Below are 19,594 nucleotides of genomic sequence, written 5' to 3' on the forward strand. Positions count from 1 at the left end.
AGACCTACGGGTACTGAACTGAACCAGCCAGCCTGTTGATGGGGATAATACTGCCTTTTGTTTCGAAAAAAGTAGTATAGTTGTAGACTGGAAAATAAAGTCGTAGACTGAAAAATATAGTATTAGACTACTCCAAGCTTCTCTAACCGGATGTGAAGGCCATGCACCAATACAATATCCGAGAAAAGAGGCTCAAGAAAATGAAATCCAATGAATTTGTGGGCAAGGTAGCAAGAATGCTTGTTGGCCTGGCCAAAAAAGAAACCCCTGCAACCTACGTTTACATTCTTGGAGCGATATTTGAGTTCATTCCTCATCTTCGCAAATTCGGGCTAAAGAACGCCACTAGAATTTTCAAACACAACATTTCTAAGCCGTGGCTTGAACATTTAGCATCTGATAAATATATATCAGAAAAACAATACCATGAACTGTATGGAAAGTTATTGCCTAATTGTAAATTTCAAAGAATGGGCTGGGCAATGGGTATTGCATGGGAAAAATATAAATGAAACTTACCAAACCGCCTTCCCGTGAAGGTGGTGTTTGCGGGGGATCAGTTTGATCTGATTGCCGACGCAGACCGCCGCATGAAAGGCCACCCAATTGTTTGACACAACGAACGATTGGGGTGCACTTCATTCGTGGCGCTGCTCCCTGGTTCTCGTTAACTGGAGGATAGCGAGCTAAGGGATAATAGTATAAAAAGCATTAATTATGACATTACGGGGCTGGATAGGATGCTAAATAAAATTGACGCGCACCGATTCTTACATCAATTGATAACGCATCAAATATCTATACATGAATTTGAGCGATGGTTATATAGTCATAATGAGCTAGAAGACCTTTTGGGAAGAGACGAATATCTTGAATTTGTTTCTAGGGATTATCAAAGCAAGTTTGCTTTTCAAGAGACTGAAAAACAAATTAAGAATCTGATTACCGTTAGTTTTTTTGTACAAGAGAGAATGATTGTTTTGCTCAATAGATTGATTCAAAGTGATCAAAATTTCTTGGTCATAATGGAAAAGTTGTATGACGATTACTGCGAGGGACTTACTTTTCTGAGGTATATTGCGCTGTACTTCGTTACTACCGGTGAAGAATATAAAGAATCACTCATAAACGATCCCGTTAAACTTGAACAATATTTGGCACCAGTAAAAGACGAGGCGAAGAGATTATTAACTTTTTTTGAAAAAGACCAACTTTCCATCATAGGTGAAAATGAATTTTTGGACAGCAGAACAGAGGCAGATCGAATTGAACTCCACAGTATAAATGAAATGTCGGCTGTAAATAAGAAGAACCCTGACGCGCTGCGTTAACCGGCAAATGGCAGAAATGTAAATGGTTTATTTCCCTATCGGGCGTCGGCAGCTGCCACAGTTATCATTTCAATGACTGGAGTGTTATATTAATAGTTGGTTTTGATCAGGTGCTGGCTATTGTATGACGCAGGAGGGCGGTTTCCATTCTTAGCATAGTGTCCATTGCTTTTGCTATCGTTTCGTTATTCTTTTGGTGGATCAATATGGATCGATTCTTGTTCGTTATCACGCCTTTTCTGGGTTTTATCCTTGCCTTGATTGCCTTAAGGAAGAAGATGCCCGGTTCTAAAGTGGCGTTATGGTCAAATGTATTGATTCTTGGCTCTTACGTCATTTGGTTTATAGCGATGTGTATCAGATGGGCCGCCTTCCTATTTTCTTAGGAAGGCAGGATAATTTCAGCGGGGTCTGGACAAACTTGGTATGCAATAAAGATTGCATTTTGAATCTTTCTGTGTTTAAATAAACTGACGAACGTTCGTAAGTCCGGAGGGGATTCGATGACAGCAGAGAAAATTAGGGGAACGGCGCTTATTCATTTCGCACGAAACGGCTATGAAGGAGCATCCCTTGCCGATATTTCCGCTGAAGTAGGGATAAAAAAACAGTCGATTTATAACCACTTTAAAGGCAAGGATGATTTGTTCCTCGCCGTCTTTCAAGACGCGGCTGTGAGGGAGATGCTTTTTGTCGAGGATTATCTGAAGCGCGGCGGCCGGCTGTCGCTGGAGAATATGCTGTACGGCTTTTTGAATGAATACAGAAAGCGATACGAGCGGGAAGAGGATACAAAGTTCTTTCTGCGTATGGCATTCTTCCCGCCCGGTCACCTGCAAAAGGAAATTGTAGAGTATTGCAATCGCCACCTCGATCGAACGGAACAGCTGCTCGAACCGGTCTTCGCCTTGGCGGCAAGTAATGGTGAGATGCATCCCGATGTTTCCATTGAGCGGGCTTCCGCAGCGTTTACCGCCGTACTGGATGGTATGTTTGTCGAGATGCTGTACGGAGGCTTGGAGCGTTCTCTGAAGAGACTCGACGCATCCTGGTTTGTATACTGGCGAGGGATAAAGAACACTTAAAGGAGGATTAGACGTGAACCGCAGTTGGATTTACATTATGGTTGGCGCGTTATTCGAAGTGTGCTGGGTTATCGGCTTCAAGCATGCAGACGATTGGGTTACGTGGCTGGGAACCGCGATCTCCGTTCTCATTTCGTTCACACTCATTATCATCGCATCTACCAAATTGCCTGTGGGTACGGTTTATGCCGTATTTACCGGACTCGGGACCGGCGGTACCGTGCTTGCCGAAATGATTTTGTTCGATGAGCCTGTGAAGGTGGCCAAGCTTCTACTGATTGCATTACTGTTGGCAGGCGTTTTGGGATTGAAGTTGGTCGGCGGCTCTTCCGATTCCAAGGAGGTGGCGCACTGATGGCTTGGATATCGTTAATTTTGGCCGGCATGTTCGAAGTCGTAGGTGTGCTTGGGATGAACCGAATCAAGCGTGACAATAACGCACAGGCTTATCTTCTCTTCTCCAGCGGTATCATTCTGAGCTTTATCTGCTTGAGTTTTGCCATGAAAAGTCTGCCTATGGGTACGGCGTATGCGATATGGACAGGGATCGGTACGGTTGGAGGAGCCTTGGTCGGTATGTTTTTCTTTGGTGAATCCAAAGAGTGGCGCCGCATCCTGTTTATTGCCATGGTGTTAGCCGCGGCTGTCGGTCTGAAGCTCATCTCTTAAGGTTTGCCAAAAGAGTTCTCCTAGCCTATAATACTGAATGAAAGTTCAGTATTATTTTTTTATCCGGAAAGCGGTGAGGTACGTGTGAATAAAAAGCAGCAGCAAACCGAGCAGACAAAGAAGAAGATCGCCGATGCCGCCAGAGTCTTATTTGCTCAAAAAGGCTATAAAGCAACTGCCATTGAAGACATTGTGAAAGCTGCCGGATGCAGTGCCGGTAACATCTATTATCATTTTAAGAACAAGGAAGGGCTTTTTTTACACTTGCTTGAGGATTGGAACAAGGAATGGGATCAGTCATGGCTGGCCCGGGAAAATCAGTACCCAACTACAGTCGAAAAATTGTATGGCATGGCCGAATTTTTGGCGCTCGATCAACTGAGTCATCCGCTGACCAAGGCTGCCGATGAGTTTTTCAACAATGCTGAGAAAGCTCCGGAGGTGGAGGAGCGAATCAACGACATGGTCAAAGGGTACATTGACTTTAATCAGCAGTTACTGCAGAAGGGGATCGATAACAATGAATTCGATGTCAAGAATGTTTCCGGTCTCGCCATTATTCTGGACAGTCTGCTGCTTGGATTAAATCAGCACAGCCGGAGGATGGAACGGGAAGAAGCGCTGGCGGCCTATCGGTTGGCTGTGGATGTATTTTTGCATGGCATTGTCAAGCCGACCCGCTAGCCCCTTTTTTTTGCTAATATCCTGAATATTTATTCAGTATTTTTTGATAATGGAGGAAATAAAATGGCAATACTAACAAAACATCGGGGAGCCATGCTCATTCTTATGTTCAATCTGCTCCTGGTTTTCTCGGGCATCGGCCTGGTCATCCCCATAATGCCTAAGTTTATGGAGAGCCTGGGCATTACCGGGGGGATGGTCGGCCTGTTGGTAGCCGCTTTTTCGCTGACACAGTTTCTTTGTTCACCGCTCGCCGGCCGGTTGGCTGATTCCTTCGGAAGAAAAAGAATGATTGTCATCGGGTTGATGGTGTTCGCCATTTCGGAGGGTCTGTTTGGGTTAGCCGCTTCACCTGTGCTGCTTTTTGCTTCAAGGCTGCTGGGCGGGATCAGCGCCGCCATGATCATGCCGGCCGTTATGGCTTACGCGGCGGATATCACAACGCCGGAAGAACGCGCCGTAGGGATGGGGTACATTACAGCATCCATTACAACAGGCTTTATCATTGGGCCGGGCATTGGCGGTTATATTGCAGAGTTTGGTATCCGTGTGCCCTTTTATGCCGCGGGGGCTGCGGGGATTCTGGCTGCATGTATAACACTGTTGGTCCTTAGGGAATCGCTGCCTTCCAAAACGAATGAATGGGATACTCCACCTGACGAAGTGGAACGGAGAGGTCTTCTATCGCAATTGAGGTATGCCTACAGAGAGCCCTATTTTTTAGGCTTGATCATCGTTTTTGTTATGTCGTTCGGTCTTGCTAATTTTGAGACGGTCTTTGGACTGTTTGTGGACCAAAAATTTGGTTTTGAGCCAAAGGACATCGCCTTGATCATAACATTCGGTTCCATAGCCGGCGCTGTGGTTCAGGTTACGGCCTTCAGCTGGATATTGAAGCGGTTCGGGGAGCAGCGCGTCATATCTCTTTGTCTGCTCCTGGCCGGATTGTTTATTCTGCTGACGCTTTTCGTTCACCAATTCTGGATGATTTTTGCCGTTACTTTTATTGTATTTTTGGCGGTCGATATCTTACGGCCGGCCATCAGTACGCAGATGTCCATGGTAGCTGAGGATCAGCAGGGCTATGTGGCCGGCTTGAACTCCGCCTTTACGAGTCTTGGCAATATTGCAGGCCCTATTGCAGCCGGTTTTTTATTCGACCTGGATATCCATTATCCGTATGCGCTGGCATGCCTGGTCTTGTTGATGTGTTTCATTCTATCGGTTAAAGGGAAGAAGATCAGCCTGAAGGATGCCCATGCGTCCTCCTGATGAACAAGGAAGCAACGGATACAGCACAAAAACCAGGGAGCAGATCGCCGCGCGCGGCAGCTGCTCCCTGGTCTCGTTGAAAGTAACGGCATAAAATAAAAAAAGGGGACAAAGAACCTACCTGTTATCACCCACATATACTGGAGCAAATCATCAGGATGGACGATTGCGTAGGAAATGTGCATATTCCAAAGGCAGCTTATAGGCAGTACCATAGCTTTCAAAGTGTTTATACAAGTTTTTTTGCGGCTTGCCGTTCACTTCAATAATCCAGGGTCGGTCATCGCAGTCCAATGCCAGATCAACGCTTAATTCTCCTAGATGCAAGCTGCCGTAAGTTTCTATGCATTCTGCTGCCTTCAAGCTGACATCATGAATGGAAAGCATCAAGGCTTGAGCTTTTTCAGGTGTATATAGATATTGGAGGAAGTCCTGAGTTGCGTACATGTGTTCAAATAGGCTCGTATTGAAACAACCAGAATAGGAAACCCGGCTAACCGCACTCGTAACCGACCATAAGCCCGCCCTATTTTTTTGCACGAGGACACGGATGTCGAATACCCTGTCAACTAATGTCCGTACGTTTACTCCCTGTTGGATGATGTAGGGGGTTGAACCGAGATATTCGTCCATCTTCTCCAGGAACTGCGAGAGATCCTGCGCGATGAACAGGGATTGAATGTGATGTTCACCGATGTGAATCTGACCGGATTCCTTCATCTCCACGCGGTACACCCCTTGCCCCTTATTCCCCAGACAGGGCTTAAGGTAGAGGAGTTTATGAGCAGTCAGAAAATCGGCGGCTGTCTTCTTATCATAAGGGATGGTCTCCGGCAGGAAAGCATCGAGCGATTGGCTTAGATGGCCATACATCTCATATTTGTTTAGATGGTTGATATGATTGAAGCATTTGTTTTTACCCATGACGGCCTCCAGCCGATCGATCAAATCTTCATTCACTTCGTAGCATCGATTATAAATAATATCCGGAAAAGGGAAAAGGCCCTTCTTCCAATTTCGATCGATTCGATGCAGCCCCGTAATCTTCTTCCGTTCCCAATCAATATCTGATGGTGTAAAGCTGAACAATCTCATCTTGGTCGTATTGTAACGCGCATACCTCGCAAGGACGGCCTTTTGAACCTTTGCGTCAGCAACCATGATGCCAAGCAAGCCCGTCTTTTTCTTTACGGTCTTTTTGGCGGGGTTCTTTGTATTCACCATCTTTCACTCCCATGCTTTACAGCGCTAGTTACGATTAAGGTATGTCTCTGAGCTGGAAGTGCATGGACTACCGTACACGCTGTGTAAAATATGTCTTTTAACCAACGGCTCGAAGCGGAATAAACAAAGTTCAACAGGAATACAGTTTTTTCGTGGAGGGCCTTACGATATGCTTTCCTGCCGTTTATTCAAACTGCTTAAGGAGCGTGAATCTGTATGGGCAGACTAACAGGGCCTCCGGGTCCTCCGGGGCCGCAAGGACCACAGGGACCACAAGGGCCACAAGGGCCACAAGGACCACAGGGACCACAGGGACCACAAGGGCCGCAAGGAGCCACAGGTGAAACAGGAGCAACTGGAGCTACAGGTGCTACAGGCGCTACAGGTGCTACGGGAGCTGCAGGTGCTGCAGGAGCTGCAGGTGCTGCAGGAGCTATAGGTGCCACAGGTGCCACAGGAGCCACAGGAGCTACAGGAGCAACGGGGCCGGCTGGAATTCCAGGCGGCGGTGCGATCATTCCATATGCTTCTGGCACTCCTCTGACTCTGACCTTTATTGCGGGAGGATTAGTCAGCACGGCCGGTCTTGTAGGATTTGGACTCTCAGCGCCCACTCTCGCTATAGCTGGTGCACCCATCAGCCTCCCAGGTGGTCCGGATGCTCTTCTTAACTTTGCCTTTTCTGTTCCAAGAGATGGCACGATTTCATCGATTGCGGCAACATTCAGTAATACCCTAGCCCTAACACTTACTGGAGCAGCCATCACCATCACTGCGCAGTTATATTCCGCGGCCGCTACAAGCAACACCTTTGTTCCAATTCCGGGAGCCATTGTTACGCTAGCACCAGCCCTTACAGGTGTAATAGCACTTGGCACTCCGGTCAGCAGCGGCGTTACAACCGGATTAACCATCCCTGTGACTACAGGAACCCGGCTCCTGCTTGTATTCTCTGCGACATCATCAGCAGCTCCGCTTGTTGCTGCTGTAGCCGGATATGCCAGTGCAGGTGTCTCCATCGTTTAAAGTTTGAACCATAGCTTCCCCCTTCTTCATTGAAAGGTTCGCAAGTATAGCCCACATCTCAAAAAGATGTGGGCTATTTGGTGCGCAATGGCGGAATTTCAAAATGAACACGATGCGAACCGGCAGCAACCCATGACAGCAAGTGCAACGGATGACTGTTCCCCCCGGTGCCCGCCGCGGAAAATCCAGCCGGCGGCGATCTGAACAAGCAGGGACTATCGACGGCAGTCCGATCCCTTCCGTATGATACAGCTACAGCTTTACAGTTCATGGAGAAGGAAAGGATGGAAACGCATGCAGACAGGAATGAAAGCGCAGGCTTATCCGGCAGCGAAGCCGTCGGCGTGGATGGGCAGATTCATGCGGAACCGGTGGCTCTATTTCATGGTATTCCCGGGTTTATTGTATTTTCTCGTGTTCAAATACTGGCCCATGTACGGCATCTTCATCGCATTCAAAGACTATCAGCCGTTTCTCGGCTTCTGGGACAGCCCGTTTGTCGGACTCAAGCATTTCGAGCGGTTTTTCAGTGATTCGAATTTTCTCGTTCTCTTTCGGAATACGCTGATCCTGGCCACTTACAATATTCTGTTCTTCTTTCCGCTCCCGATCGTAATTGCGCTCATGCTCAATGAGCTGAGACAGGAATTCATTAAGCGGACGGTGCAGACGCTGGTCTATATTCCCCACTTTATGTCGTGGGTGGTTGTCGTTGGGATCGCTTATATCTTCTTGACGACGGAAGGCGGCATGGTGAACGAGCTGCTGGTGCGTTACGGAGGAGAGAAGATCAACTTCCTGGTGAGCAACGAATGGTTCCGGACGATCATTACAGCCGAGGTCATCTGGAAGGAAACAGGCTGGGGCACGATTATCTTCCTGGCGGCACTGGCCGGCGTTGACCCGCAGCTGTATGAAGCGGCACGCATGGACGGTGCAAACCGGCTCCGCCAGCTGTGGCATATCACCCTGCCGGCCATCCGCAGCACCATTATTATTCTGCTCATCCTGCGGCTGGGACATTTTCTCGATACGGGCTTCGAGCAGATCTTCCTGATGCTTAACGCCATGAACCGCGAAGTCGGTGAAGTATTCGATACGTATGTCTACTCGGTCGGCATCAGCCAGGGACAGTATAGCTTCAGCACGGCCGTCGGCCTGTTCAAGTCGGTGATCGGTCTGATTCTCGTCGTCGTATCGAACCATTTGGCCAAGAAGTTCGGAGAAGAAGGAATCTACTAGAAAAGGAGGAGAACCGTTATGCCCATCAAGCCAAGCTGGGGAAGCAGGATCTTCGACAGCCTGAACGTGACGCTGCTGCTTGCCTTTGCTTTGATTACCGTCATTCCATTTATTTATGTCATAGCCGGCTCGTTCGCTACGCAGAAGGAACTGCTGCAGCGCGGGTTCATCTTATTTCCGACGGAGTATACGCTGGATGCGTACAAGTACATTTTCTCCACTCCGACGCTGGTCCGAAGCCTGCTGGTCACCGTGTACATCACCGTCGTGGGGACGCTGATCAACATCTTCTTCACCTGCATGATGGCGTATCCGCTGGCCCGCAAGGATATGGATTTCCGCAAGCCGATCCTGCTGCTGGTCGTGTTCACGATGCTGTTCGGCGGAGGGATGATTCCGACGTTCCTGGTGGTGAAGCAGCTCGGGATGATCAATACCTACTGGTCCCTGCTCATCCCGGGCGCCATCAGCGCCTTCAACCTGATCATTATGCGGAACTTCTTTCAGCAGCTGCCCGACGGCCTGGAGGAATCCGCCAAGATCGACGGCTGCAACGACCTCGGTATCTTTTTCCGGATCGTGCTTCCGCTGTCCCTGCCGGCGATCGCCACTTTCTCGTTATTTTACGCGGTAGGCCACTGGAATACGTTCTTTAATGCCGTGCTGTATATCAATGACCATACCAAATGGCCGATTCAAGTGCTTCTCAGACAGATTGTCATCCTGGCCTCGGGCGGAGTCGGGGACTCCAGCTCCATGGAGGCGGATTTTGTCGCTCCGCCGGAGCAATCGGTGAAGATGGCGGTCATCGTGGTATCTACCCTGCCGATCCTGCTGGTCTACCCGTTTTTGCAGAAACATTTTGCCAAGGGAGTCCTGCTGGGCTCGGTCAAAGGTTGAAGATATAATAGGCTCATAGATAAAGGGAGGATCTTCAGATGAACAGAAGGCACAGAAAGACACTCGGCAAAGCCGGAGCGCTGCTCACTACGGCGGCACTCGTGATGACCGCCTGCGGAGGGAATGAGGGGGACGCCGTCCAAGGCACCGGGGATGGAGGCGCGAATCAAGGTCCGCTTCCCCTGACGATGATGCTGCCGACGTACAGCCCGGAGCAGATGCCTGCGGACAGCCCGGTGCTGAAGCAGCTTGAGGAGAAGACAAATACGAAGCTGACGGTGTCCTGGGTGCCTTCTTCGTCCTATACGGATAAATTAAGCGCCACGGTGGCCTCCGGCGAGCTGCCGAAAACGTTCGTGGCACTGGAGCCCAAGGCTTCCTACATCGTTAACGCGGCCCGAAGCGGGATGTTCTGGGAGGTGGGACCCCATCTGAAAAGCTACCCGAACCTCGGCAAGATGTCGGACCTCGTCCTGAAGAACATCTCGATCGACGGCAAAGTGTACGGGGTGTACCGTGAGCGGGATCTCGCCCGCTTCGGGCTCATGATCCGTCAGGATTGGCTGACGAACCTGGGGCTCCAGCCGCCCAAGACCATGGATGAGCTTTATTCGGTTCTGAAGGCCTTCGCGACGGGAGATCCGGACAAGAACGGCAAGCAGGATACGCTCGGACTTGCCGTGGGGATGCAGGGCAGCAACATCGCCGGCTTCAAGGATATTCTGGTCTATATGGGCGGCGCCAACGAGTGGGAGCTGCAGGACGGCAAGCTGGTTCCGGCTCATATGACGGAGGCTTACCTGGATACGATGAAGTTCTACAAGAAGCTGTATGACGAGAAGCTCATCAATCAGGACTTCGCGATCGTGCAGGACGGACGGGCTGTCATGTATAAGGGTCAAGCCGGGCTGTGGATCGATAATATGCTCGACGGCAAAAATATCGAGGAGAACATCAAGAAGGTGCATCCGGACGCCAAAATCAACTTGGTCAACCGGATATCCGGTCCGAAGGGCGAGAGAACGCGTGCCGGTTCCGGCTATCTCGGGATGTACATGATTCCGAAGACCAGTGTCAAGACGGAAGCCGAGCTGAAGCAGATTCTGGCATACTTCGATAAGGTGTCGGAGAAGGAAAACCAGAACCTGATGAAATACGGGATTGAAGGCAGGCAGTTTACGCTGGAGAACGGTACCTACAAGCCGACGCAGGATCCGAAGGCGAAGGCGGAAGTCACGGACGGCAACCAGTTCATGATCCTGCAGAATGAAGTGGTCAACTACGGGACCGAGCTCGAGAAGCTCAGCACGAAGCTGTTCCAGGACAACGCCACGATCGCCCTGGCTAACCCCGCCGCACCGTTCATCTCCAATACCGAGATCGAGAAGGGCAAGGAGCTCTCCAAGATTATCGCGGATGCCACCGTGAAATTCATCATGGGCGCGGTGGATGAGGCCGGCTGGAAGCAGGCGGTGGACAAATGGCTGCAAAGCGGAGGCACCAAGGTGATAGAGGAATTCAATGCGGAATATGCCAAGACAGCGAAGTAACGTGACTGCGGGCGGGGAAGGGGAACGTCACCCTTTCCCCAAACCGCGGGTGCGGCCCCCCATAGGCAGACAGGCGGAATGATGGAAGCCTGCTGCAAGGGGGGCTTTTTGCTATGCTCACGCAGGACAGCAGCCAAGGACAGCGAGTGGAGCTTATGACTATTCCCGGCAGTCCGCCTCCGGAACGGGATGGGGCAGCCGGCCCAGCAACCAGGGACTATCGACGGCAGCCCCAATCTTACGTATGATAGAAGTACGAACGTCAACGAACTGCAACCTGGAGGCTTTATGAGATTTCAGTCTTCTTCCTATTTGGTTAAGCTTATGCTGTTGTCCATCTTGATCGGCACCCTACCGGTCATCCTGCTGGGCACCTTTGCCTACTACAATTCTTCCCGGGCCGTACTGGACAAAGTGAACGAGAGCAACAAGCAGCTGCTGGCGCAAATGCAGCTCCGCGTGGAGCAGACGCTCCGGACGGTTGATAATTCGGCAACGCAGCTCTTGCAGTCTCCCGTCGTGACCGGGGCCTTCGACAAGGAGATTACCCATCACGATTTCGAATTGGTGCAAGAACTGTTGAAAGGCATCTCACTGATTCAAACCTACGAGCTCGGGATCAAGGATGTTTATTTGTTCAGTCTTGACAGGAAGTGGATGGTTTCAAGCAGCGGGGTGAACGAATACAGCACCCCGGACTTCAGGCCGCAGCTGGAAGATTTCTCCTGGATCGCGGCAGGCTCCTTCTGGGTCAGAGGTGCAGAAGGGCAAGGGCCGCTGAGCTCCTCCCCTTCCCTTTACTTTGTGAAGAAGTATCCGTTCAATGCGTCCCATCCCAAGGGGATGATCTGCGTCGTGCTGTCGTCCCGTGTGATGAAAGAGTCCGATGCGCTGAGCAATGACCGTCTTGGCAGCGCTTTTATACTGGATTCCCAGTTCGATATCATTGATCACCATGACCGGTCCCAGCTTGGAAGAAGGGTATCGGGCGACCCTTATCTGCAGCCGCTTCTTGAGACCGAGGAGGCTGTCGGCCAGTATGCCGCGGAGCTGGATGGGGAGGCAGTGACCGTTACCTTCCGAAAGTCACCTTATAACGGCTGGAGCTATGTCTCGGTGTCCTCCAACGGGCAGGTGAACGAACAGAATGCCCTCATCGGCTGGATTACGCTGCTCGTATGCATGGTCATTCTGCTGGTTACGCTGCTCTTGGCCTGGATCGGGTCCAAGAAGATGTACCGGCCCATTCAATCCATCTATACCGCGCTCTCCGGCATTCCTTCCCCGGCGGACGAGAAGGAGAGCCACGGCGAGCTTCAGGTGATCGGGGAACGTGTGGATTATTTGATCCGCAACCAGTCCCTGATCCTGAACGAACTGCAGGGGCAGCAGACCCAGCTTAAGGAATTTTTCATGCAAAAATTGTTCAGCGGCGCTATCCCGCCGGCCGATTTTGAGGAGAAGCTGAGCTTGTACGGGGTGGACAAGCCGTGGCCTTCCATGTGCGTGGTAGCCGTACAGATCGATACCCTGAAGGACACGAGGTTTGAAGAGGCGAACCGGGATCTGCTCATGTTTGCGATCAACAATATCGTCGGCGAACTTGTACTGACCGAGCAAAGGCTGGTGCCGATCGTTACCGCAGATTGCCAGGTGACATTGATCGGCTCATCCGAAGAGGGGGCGAAGTTCAAAGAGCTGATTTTCAACCTGTCCGACGAGATCCAGAAGGCGATCTTCCAATACCTCGAGATTAAGGTGAGCATCGGCATCAGCCGCCCGTTCACTTCATTCGCCGAGGCACGGCAGGCGCTGCATGAGGCGATGACCTCGCTCAAGATCAGGGTGGGCCTCGGGGACGAGTCGATCCTGTTCATCGAGGATGTGCAGCCGCAGAAGAGCAGTCTGTTCCTGTTCCCGCATGATAAGGAGCAGGCTTTGTTCGATGCGATCCGGGCCGGGGACCTGCAGCTGTCGGAGCAGGCCCTGCAGCAGATCATCCAAGAGCTGTTCCAGCCTCATACGCAGCATCGGGACTATCAGCTGTCACTGCTCCGGCTGCTGGTCGACCTGCTCAAATTCGGGCAGGACTTGTCGATCCCCATGGACCGTATCGCCGAAGATGAAGCATCCCTGATCCAGGCCCTGTTCAAGCTCAGGAACATCCACGAGATCGAGATCTGGTTCCGGTCGAGCTTCGTGCAGCCTTACCTTCAGGAGCTCGACACCCGCCGCGATTGCCAGTTCAAGATGATCTCGGAGGCGGTGATCGATATGATCCGGCGCGAATTTGACTCGGAGCTGACGCTGGAAAGCTGTTCCGCCCGGATCAACTATCATCCCCATTATGTGAGCCGTGTGTTCCGCCAGGAGACGGGCATTAATTTCGGCGAGTACCTGACCCAGTACCGGATGGAACGGGCTAAGCAGTGGCTGAAAGAATCGGATATGAAAATTGTTGAGATCGCGGAGCGGCTGCAGTACAACAACTCGGCCAACTTTATCCGTTCGTTTCGCAAAATGGCAGGGATGACGCCGGGACAATACCGCGAAGAGGGCTAGGAAGGCGTCCAACGTTAACGACAGGATAAGGTGTGTATATCACGAATAAGGTGGGGGCATATGTACAGCCAAGTATACATGGGCAGGACAGATATAAAGAACAACCTAACGGAAGCAGAAGTAGAGGAACTGCTTTCCAATCAGGAACTGGAGGTTATCCAGTTCTCGGCACCCCTGGAGCCATACACATTTCAGCTGTTGAATGATCTGTTCTTTAAGGAACGGGATGACGTCGAGCTTCGGGTGTACGGCTTCTATGACAGCAGATGCGATTTGAGCTTTCTCTCCGCGCTTCCTAATGTGACTCGGTTTACTGTCGATTGCATCAGAGAGGTGGATCATTTGGATGCCATCACCCATCTCGACAAATTGAAGGCACTGCATATAGGCATTTATCATTTGGATAACCTTGACATCCTGACTCGTGTACCCGCGACGCTGGAAAGCATGATGTTAGAGCAGACGCAGTCGAAGAAACCGGACCTTGCTGTTCTGGAACGGTTTAGCGGGTTGAAAAAGCTTTATATCGAAGGCCATACCAAAAACATCGATGTCATCGGCAAACTCCATCAACTGGAGGATGTCACCTTGAAGTCGGTCACAACGAACGATGTAGAATTTCTGGCCCCGCTTCAAAAGCTGTGGTCGCTCGATATCAAACTGGGGGGAATCCAAAATTTTTCGGCCATCGAAGGGATGGACAGCATCAAGTACCTGGAGCTGTGGCAGATCCGTGGATTAAAGGATCTGTCGTTCATCTCGACTTTGACCGGACTGCAATACTTATTCCTTCAGTCGCTCAGGAACGTGGAATCCCTGCCGGCGTTAAACGGCCTGACCAAGCTCAGAAAAGTACATCTGGATCTCATGAAGGGCTTAAAAGATATAAGCAGCCTGGGTCAGGCGCCATCGTTAGCCGAATTCACGCATTGGTCAGCGATGAATATGAAGATGGAGGATTACACTGCGTTATTGAGTAATCCGTCTGTACAAAGAGTCAGGGCCACCTTTGACAGCGCGAAACGGAATAACGAGTTTGAAGCCATGGTCGAACATTATGGCAAGACAAGCGAAGTGCTGTGGAGAGAGTTCCCCTATGAGTAAGGACATGAAGGCGGCCGGCCAGAGTGATCGGCCGCCTTCTCCAAGCTTACGGGCAGATCAGCTTCGATGAAATGACCATTTACAAACCGATGGTCGGTATATATAATGTATGGTAAGAGCAAGATGGTCAACGCCATTTGGAATAAACACTTAGGAGGGGTCCGTATTGAAACAAGAGGAACGCAGGCAGCAAACCATCAGACTTTTGCTTGATACGACGAAAGAGCTGGTAACGGAAAAAGGATGTCATTCGATTACGATGAAGGACATCATGAATAAGTCAGGCTTGTCCAAGGGAGCTATTTTCCACTATGTGAAGACAAAGGATGAAATTTTTGTCTGGCTGCTGCAGGAGCGGCTCGAAGAGACGCACGAACGTTTTATGAACGAAGTGGAGCAAGGCCGACGTACCTTCGAAGAGCCTATGCTAAAGATCGCAGAGAGTATTTCGGCATATGAAAATGCTCAGGAAGTGGCGAACAAAGTGCTGTTGTATTTGCTCGGAAAGGAGGAACAGCCTATTATCGCTGAAGCGCTCAAGCAGTATTATGAACGGTCCGTGTTTTTATCCAGACTGTGGATTGAAACCGGCGAACGCAACGGCGTTATTCCGGAATCGGTCGATGCCGCCAAAACAGCCGATATGTTTGTCCTTCTGACGCTCGGTTTGCGTGTCCGCTCCTCTATTCCAGGTACAGCGCCTGTTTTTAAGGCGGACGACTTCACGGCGTTTATTATCGATCTATTAAAATCCCGATAAGGTCGATCCACATGGTTTCTCGTTCACGATCCATGATAAAGGGAGTGTTCTAATGCTGCCATTTTATGCGCTGGTCGCAGCTTGTCTGCTGTTCAGGATTCTTGGTTTTATCGGCCTTTCCTATTTCGATGAATGGCATTCCTCGCTTCAGGGCGCAGTGGCTGTCATGTTCATGCTTACGGCCTCCGCTCATTGGGGGACCAGACGCCCTGACCTGATCCGTATGGTTCCGCCGGCTCTTCCCAGGCCGGATCTGATCGTGACGGTCACCGGGTTGTTGGAGGTTGCCGGCGCTATAGGCATCTTGTTCACCGCTACCTCTAAGGTGGCTTCGATAGGTCTGGCCGTGCTATTGGTCGCTATGTTCCCGGCGAATGTGCGGGCGGCCAGGGAACAATTATCGATTGGGGGAAGACCTGTACCCAAGCTTCTGCTCCGAATCGTACTGCAGATTGTCTTTCTTGCAGCGGTCCTTTTGGCGGGGGCCCCCAGTGCGTGAATAACAAACGGATTTTCGTTATGGATTCACCTCTAGGCCTATTTTCCCTAAGTAATGATGATGGAGGGCGGTATGAGCCTTATCGGCATCCTTAAGAGCAAACATTTGACTGATCTGAACGGTTAACTTTCTTTGTAAAATATAACGGTGAAGTCGGGCAATAATCTCGGGGTCTGGATCGCCGTTATATCCTGCAGCTGTGATTCCAGGGGGGATCCGCAGCTCAGGGTGTATCCCATTCGGATAGGCGAGTCGTCCGCCATCACGGAGACAGCGGACAGAAGCATCGGCCGCCTCACCCCCTGCGGTAAAAAGAGCCGCATCGAATCCGGAGGGCGAAAATTTTCTTGCCATCGAAGTGATATCCACAGCCTTGCCGTTTACAGCAGCATCGCAGCCAAGCTTCTTCATGAACGCTGCGCCGTCATCACCCGAAGCAACCGCGAATACATGAGCCCCCATAGCCTTCGCCAACTGCACGGCAATATGTCCAACTCCGCCGCTGGCGCCGAAGATCAGAACAGACTCTCCTTGCCGCAGCTGAAGCACATCCTCCAGCCCGCGCAGTGCCGTAATTCCGACACCTGATATCACCGCCGCTTCTTGTTTGGTAAGTCCTTCGGGTATACGGGACACATATTTCGATTCGACGGCAGCGTACTCAGCATAGAAGCCGCCATGGGGATTCAGAAAAGCCGGAGCGTAGACCGGGTCTCCCACATTCACATTCGATACCTTCTCCCCTCGAGCGACAACCGTGCCGGCACCTTCAGAACCGAGAATGTAGGGAAATTCCGTGTTCAAGCCCAGCATCGCTGCGTATCCGCCTTGACGTTCGAAGGCGTCCCACTCTCCGACACCGGCGTAAGCAACTTGAATCAATACGTCCTCCGGTCCAATCTCAGGCACATCGATCTCCTGTAGTGTCAATTCTTCCGGACCGCCAAATCTGTGAAGAACTGCAGCTTTCATAGCAGCTCGATCCCTATTCATGACTGCCTCCTCTATATAGATATGTTGATCATGCAAAACGAGCTTATCATCATAATACGACAAGTGCTGTCATGGTTAACGCATCCGGACAGAAAGATATAAAAGATGTAACGCGATTGGATTATTTGGAAAAAGTAGGATTATTGATGTGTTTCGGGAAGCAATAAAGCAAGCAAACCCGGTATCCGTCATAATCATTTGATATGATTATTTCCGGTCGGCGCCTGGTGTGATAAGCTGGGAGCGCAATGCCAAGAGCTTCAACATCATGAAAGACCGCGGCATGCCATGGTTCTATGGGGCATGCCGCTTTCCACTACAACGCAGGATGTGCGGAGGAGACGGGGATGAGTTTGCGGTTTGATTTTGGTCCGGGGGGCGCCGTAGAGAACGGATATACCAAGGTAACCGAAGCGGATCTTTACGATTCGGAGAAGGGGTACGGCTTTGTCGATGGCTTGGGTATCACTTACCGAAGGAGGGAAGAGCAGCCGCTGACCGGGGACTTCTGCATCCCGTTTGGCGCCGCTTTCGCGGTCGATGTGAAGGATGGCAATTATCTCGTCAGCTTGACGGCGGGCGATGCCTGGGCACCGACCTGCACCACGGTGAAGACCAACGGAGAGCGGCTCGTGCTTCGGGAGATCCGCACGGTGGCGGGTCAATATGCATTCGAGCAGTTTGCTGTGAACGTGCGGGGAGGGCAGCTCAAGCTCAGCTTCAGCGGCATCGCCCCGCGCATCAATGCCCTGGAGATTACGCCGTCCGGAGAGCAGATTACGCTGTTTCTTGCGGGGGATTCCACGGTTACGGATTCGAGCGGGAAGGGGTTTCCCTTCTCCGGCTGGGGGCAGATGCTGCCGTGCTTTTTCAGGCACGACGTGGCGGTCGCCAATCACGCTGCGGGCGGGCGCAGCTCCAAGAGTTTTATAGCGGAGGGACGTCTGGCTGCGATAGAGGAGGAGCTGAAGGAAGGGGACTACCTGTTCATTCAATTCGGGCATAACGACCAGAAGTGGGATGAGCCGCGTCATACCGACCCTGCGACCACCTACCCGGAGCATCTGCGCAGGTATATCGATGCCGCGCGTTCCAGGAAAGCCGTGCCGGTGCTCGTCACTTCCGTGCACCGCCGCTACTTCGATGATTCGGGGAAGCTCAAGAACACCCATGACGCGTATCTTGACGCCGTGAGGCAGCTGGCGGAAGAGGAAGCGGTTGCGCTTATCGATCTGGCCGAGAAGAGCAGGCGGCTGTTCGAAGAGCTGGGCCCGGAAGGGACAAAGTCCATCTTCCTCTGGGGCGGGCCGGGGGAATGGATGAACTATGCAGGCGGCATTCAGGATAACACCCACTTCCAGGAGCGCGGCAGTCTCCGGATCGCCGAATTGGTGGTGGAAGGCATCCGGGAGAGGAACCTTCAATCTCTGGTCATGTTTCTTAGGTGAATCGCCAGCCGCCGGATGGTAGAATAGTAGACAGAGTCTGCCCCGGGTAGACAGCAATCCGAGACGCATCAGCATACCGAGGGCCTAGATGAATACATATCCTGGATAGCCCAGGACAACGGGAGATGGATGGAATGCGAAAGTTCGAATGCGATGAGCAAGAAGTAAAGGAGCTGCTTGACCGGGTTGTCCGCAGAACGATGAATATGGATTTTACATGGAACTGGTCCTGCGGGGTGGCTTATTACGGCATTAGTAAAGCCTGGGAAGTCACCCGCAACCAGGAGTATATTGATTTTCTGGTGAAGTGGGTGGATGAATATCTGGAGCTTGGGCTGCCGACCCTTATGGTCAATTCGTGCGCCATGGGACACACCATGCTGACCCTGCATGAAGCCACAGGCGACGCCAAGTACCTGGATCTGGCTCTCATGAAGGCCGAGTACCTGCGCAAGGATGCGATCCGGTTCGGCGAAGGCGTATTCCAGCACACGGTATCCTCCAAGAATGACTTTCCGGAGCAGGCGTGGGCGGATACGCTGTTCATGGCGGCCTATTTTCTCCTTCGCCTTGGCTTTAAGCTCGACAACAAGGAATATATCGAGGATGCCCTCAACCAATTCTATTGGCACGAAGAATATTTGCAGGATACGAAGACGAATCTGTTCTATCATGCCTGGGATAATGTAAGACAAGACCATCTCTCGGGCATTTATTGGGGGCGTGCCAATGCGTGGGCCGCTTATACGATGGCGCAGGCGCACAAGATGCTGAACCCCTTCATGCCGATGTGGATGCAGCTCGGCGGGGCCCTCGGCGACCAATTGAGCGCCCTCGTCCGACTGCAGACCCCTGACGGGCTGTGGCGGACGGTACTGAACGATGAAACCTCGTATGAGGAGACTTCGGCCTCCGCGGGCATTGCTGCGGCGATGACCATCTATGCCCATCCGCTGCATCAGAATTACATGGCCAAGGCCTATAAGGGCATCCTGGCCAATATCGACGAAGACGGTTCGGTCCGGAATGTCTCGGCCGGTACGGCGGTCATGTATTCCGCGGATGATTACAAGGTCATTTCGAAGAAAAGGGTTCAAGGCTGGGGGCAGGGGTTGACACTGGCCTATCTGGTGGCCCTGCTCCAGAACAGGGAGCTGGTCAGCGCGATATAGTTTCGGCGGGAAGAATCACCCGGGGATCCAGGTGGTTCTTCCTCATTTTGTCATCAGAGATAGGTGGGGAGAA

The 19,594-nt window shown here is 51.5% G+C and carries 18 protein-coding genes and 1 pseudogene; 17 read left to right on the forward strand and 2 right to left on the reverse strand.

The genetic code is table 11. The features are described 5' to 3' along the window. Positions 1 to 257: 257 nt before the first annotated feature. The 7 genes and pseudogenes from PM3016_RS11385 to PM3016_RS11420 form a co-directional block, all read left to right on the forward strand. A pseudogene (locus tag PM3016_RS11385) lies at positions 258 to 512 on the forward strand (hypothetical protein); the annotation flags it as partial. 228 nt (positions 513 to 740) lie between these two features. Further along, on the forward strand, positions 741 to 1,331 hold the full coding sequence (locus PM3016_RS11390; RefSeq protein WP_014369558.1) for a hypothetical protein: 591 nt from the start codon (positions 741 to 743) through the stop codon (positions 1,329 to 1,331). Between the two features lie 503 nt (positions 1,332 to 1,834). Continuing rightward, the gene (locus PM3016_RS11400; RefSeq protein ID WP_014369559.1) at positions 1,835 to 2,416 is read left to right on the forward strand and encodes a TetR/AcrR family transcriptional regulator; all 582 of its coding nucleotides are present in this window, start codon (positions 1,835 to 1,837) and stop codon (positions 2,414 to 2,416) included. A gap of 13 nt (positions 2,417 to 2,429) precedes the next feature. Further along, the gene (locus PM3016_RS11405; RefSeq protein WP_013915694.1) at positions 2,430 to 2,771 is read left to right on the forward strand and encodes a DMT family transporter; all 342 of its coding nucleotides are present in this window, start codon (positions 2,430 to 2,432) and stop codon (positions 2,769 to 2,771) included. Further along, positions 2,771 to 3,085 (forward strand): DMT family transporter, encoded by a 315-nt coding sequence (locus PM3016_RS11410; protein WP_014369560.1) that lies wholly within the window; start codon positions 2,771 to 2,773, stop codon positions 3,083 to 3,085. The genes PM3016_RS11405 and PM3016_RS11410 overlap by 1 nt, the downstream gene beginning before the upstream one ends. An 84-nt stretch (positions 3,086 to 3,169) precedes the next feature. Continuing rightward, positions 3,170 to 3,769: a TetR/AcrR family transcriptional regulator gene (locus PM3016_RS11415; protein ID WP_014369561.1), complete on the forward strand. Its 600-nt coding sequence runs from the start codon at positions 3,170 to 3,172 to the stop codon at positions 3,767 to 3,769. A 63-nt stretch (positions 3,770 to 3,832) separates the two neighbouring features. Next, the gene (locus PM3016_RS11420; protein WP_014369562.1) at positions 3,833 to 5,041 is read left to right on the forward strand and encodes an MFS transporter; all 1,209 of its coding nucleotides are present in this window, start codon (positions 3,833 to 3,835) and stop codon (positions 5,039 to 5,041) included. A 153-nt stretch (positions 5,042 to 5,194) separates the two neighbouring features. Here the strand turns inward: PM3016_RS11420 and PM3016_RS11425 are convergent, their stop codons facing one another. Next, entirely contained in the window at positions 5,195 to 6,265 is a 1,071-nt protein-coding gene (locus PM3016_RS11425; protein ID WP_014369563.1) for a YheC/YheD family endospore coat-associated protein, read from the reverse strand. Between the two features lie 555 nt (positions 6,266 to 6,820). On the opposite strand from PM3016_RS11425, the gene PM3016_RS37295 reads away from it, so the two are divergent. From PM3016_RS37295 to PM3016_RS11460, 8 genes are all read left to right on the forward strand, one after another. Next, complete coding sequence (locus PM3016_RS37295; RefSeq protein WP_274380018.1) at positions 6,821 to 7,291, forward strand: exosporium glycoprotein BclB-related protein; 471 nt, start codon at positions 6,821 to 6,823, stop codon at positions 7,289 to 7,291. A gap of 306 nt (positions 7,292 to 7,597) precedes the next feature. Next, positions 7,598 to 8,533 (forward strand): ABC transporter permease, encoded by a 936-nt coding sequence (locus PM3016_RS11430; protein WP_238540599.1) that lies wholly within the window; start codon positions 7,598 to 7,600, stop codon positions 8,531 to 8,533. An 18-nt stretch (positions 8,534 to 8,551) separates the two neighbouring features. After that, complete coding sequence (locus PM3016_RS11435) at positions 8,552 to 9,433, forward strand: carbohydrate ABC transporter permease (RefSeq protein WP_014369566.1); 882 nt, start codon at positions 8,552 to 8,554, stop codon at positions 9,431 to 9,433. A 38-nt stretch (positions 9,434 to 9,471) separates the two neighbouring features. Further along, positions 9,472 to 10,983 carry an extracellular solute-binding protein gene (locus PM3016_RS11440; RefSeq protein WP_014369567.1) on the forward strand — a complete coding sequence of 504 codons (1,512 nt, stop codon included), beginning with the start codon at positions 9,472 to 9,474 and terminating at the stop codon, positions 10,981 to 10,983. Positions 10,984 to 11,271: 288 nt separating this feature from the next. After that, a complete protein-coding gene (locus PM3016_RS11445) occupies positions 11,272 to 13,545 on the forward strand; it encodes a helix-turn-helix domain-containing protein (protein ID WP_014369568.1) in 2,274 nt (757 codons plus the stop codon). Positions 13,546 to 13,605: 60 nt separating this feature from the next. After that, positions 13,606 to 14,649: a leucine-rich repeat domain-containing protein gene (locus PM3016_RS11450; RefSeq protein WP_014369569.1), complete on the forward strand. Its 1,044-nt coding sequence runs from the start codon at positions 13,606 to 13,608 to the stop codon at positions 14,647 to 14,649. 166 nt (positions 14,650 to 14,815) lie between these two features. Beyond that, complete coding sequence (locus PM3016_RS11455) at positions 14,816 to 15,409, forward strand: TetR/AcrR family transcriptional regulator (protein ID WP_014369570.1); 594 nt, start codon at positions 14,816 to 14,818, stop codon at positions 15,407 to 15,409. Between the two features lie 52 nt (positions 15,410 to 15,461). Then, positions 15,462 to 15,908, forward strand: a complete 447-nt coding sequence (locus PM3016_RS11460) for a DoxX family protein (RefSeq protein WP_014369571.1) — start codon at positions 15,462 to 15,464, stop codon at positions 15,906 to 15,908. An 18-nt stretch (positions 15,909 to 15,926) separates the two neighbouring features. Here the strand turns inward: PM3016_RS11460 and PM3016_RS11465 are convergent, their stop codons facing one another. Then, positions 15,927 to 16,901, reverse strand: coding sequence for a quinone oxidoreductase family protein (locus tag PM3016_RS11465; RefSeq protein WP_014369572.1), 975 nt, complete (start codon positions 16,899 to 16,901; stop codon positions 15,927 to 15,929). Positions 16,902 to 17,248: 347 nt separating this feature from the next. Here PM3016_RS11465 and PM3016_RS11470 point away from each other — a divergent pair, with 347 nt between their 5' ends. Together PM3016_RS11470 and PM3016_RS11475 are read left to right on the forward strand one after the other, a co-directional pair. After that, complete coding sequence (locus PM3016_RS11470; RefSeq protein WP_014369573.1) at positions 17,249 to 18,349, forward strand: rhamnogalacturonan acetylesterase; 1,101 nt, start codon at positions 17,249 to 17,251, stop codon at positions 18,347 to 18,349. A gap of 134 nt (positions 18,350 to 18,483) precedes the next feature. Further along, positions 18,484 to 19,521, forward strand: a complete 1,038-nt coding sequence (locus PM3016_RS11475; RefSeq protein WP_014369574.1) for a glycoside hydrolase family 88/105 protein — start codon at positions 18,484 to 18,486, stop codon at positions 19,519 to 19,521. Positions 19,522 to 19,594: the final 73 nt, after the last annotated feature.

It is taken from the genome of Paenibacillus mucilaginosus 3016, from assembly GCF_000250655.1.
Classification (GTDB): domain Bacteria; phylum Bacillota; class Bacilli; order Paenibacillales; family NBRC-103111; genus Paenibacillus_G; species Paenibacillus_G mucilaginosus.

What these genes read in the sequence shown, in the direction of transcription:
- PM3016_RS11390 (WP_014369558.1), top strand. Translation starts at nt 741, where the DNA reads ATGCTAAATAAAATTGACGCGCACCGATTCTTACATCAATTGATAACG.
- PM3016_RS11400 (WP_014369559.1), top strand. Translation starts at nt 1,835, where the DNA reads ATGACAGCAGAGAAAATTAGGGGAACGGCGCTTATTCATTTCGCACGA.
- PM3016_RS11410 (WP_014369560.1), top strand. Translation starts at nt 2,771, where the DNA reads ATGGCTTGGATATCGTTAATTTTGGCCGGCATGTTCGAAGTCGTAGGT.
- PM3016_RS11420 (WP_014369562.1), top strand. Translation starts at nt 3,833, where the DNA reads ATGGCAATACTAACAAAACATCGGGGAGCCATGCTCATTCTTATGTTC.
- PM3016_RS11425 (WP_014369563.1), bottom strand. Translation starts at nt 6,265, where the DNA reads ATGGTGAATACAAAGAACCCCGCCAAAAAGACCGTAAAGAAAAAGACG.
- PM3016_RS11430 (WP_238540599.1), top strand. Translation starts at nt 7,598, where the DNA reads ATGAAAGCGCAGGCTTATCCGGCAGCGAAGCCGTCGGCGTGGATGGGC.
- PM3016_RS11435 (WP_014369566.1), top strand. Translation starts at nt 8,552, where the DNA reads ATGCCCATCAAGCCAAGCTGGGGAAGCAGGATCTTCGACAGCCTGAAC.
- PM3016_RS11440 (WP_014369567.1), top strand. Translation starts at nt 9,472, where the DNA reads ATGAACAGAAGGCACAGAAAGACACTCGGCAAAGCCGGAGCGCTGCTC.
- PM3016_RS11445 (WP_014369568.1), top strand. Translation starts at nt 11,272, where the DNA reads ATGAGATTTCAGTCTTCTTCCTATTTGGTTAAGCTTATGCTGTTGTCC.
- PM3016_RS11450 (WP_014369569.1), top strand. Translation starts at nt 13,606, where the DNA reads ATGTACAGCCAAGTATACATGGGCAGGACAGATATAAAGAACAACCTA.
- PM3016_RS11460 (WP_014369571.1), top strand. Translation starts at nt 15,462, where the DNA reads ATGCTGCCATTTTATGCGCTGGTCGCAGCTTGTCTGCTGTTCAGGATT.
- PM3016_RS11465 (WP_014369572.1), bottom strand. Translation starts at nt 16,901, where the DNA reads ATGAATAGGGATCGAGCTGCTATGAAAGCTGCAGTTCTTCACAGATTT.
- PM3016_RS11470 (WP_014369573.1), top strand. Translation starts at nt 17,249, where the DNA reads ATGAGTTTGCGGTTTGATTTTGGTCCGGGGGGCGCCGTAGAGAACGGA.
- PM3016_RS11475 (WP_014369574.1), top strand. Translation starts at nt 18,484, where the DNA reads ATGCGAAAGTTCGAATGCGATGAGCAAGAAGTAAAGGAGCTGCTTGAC.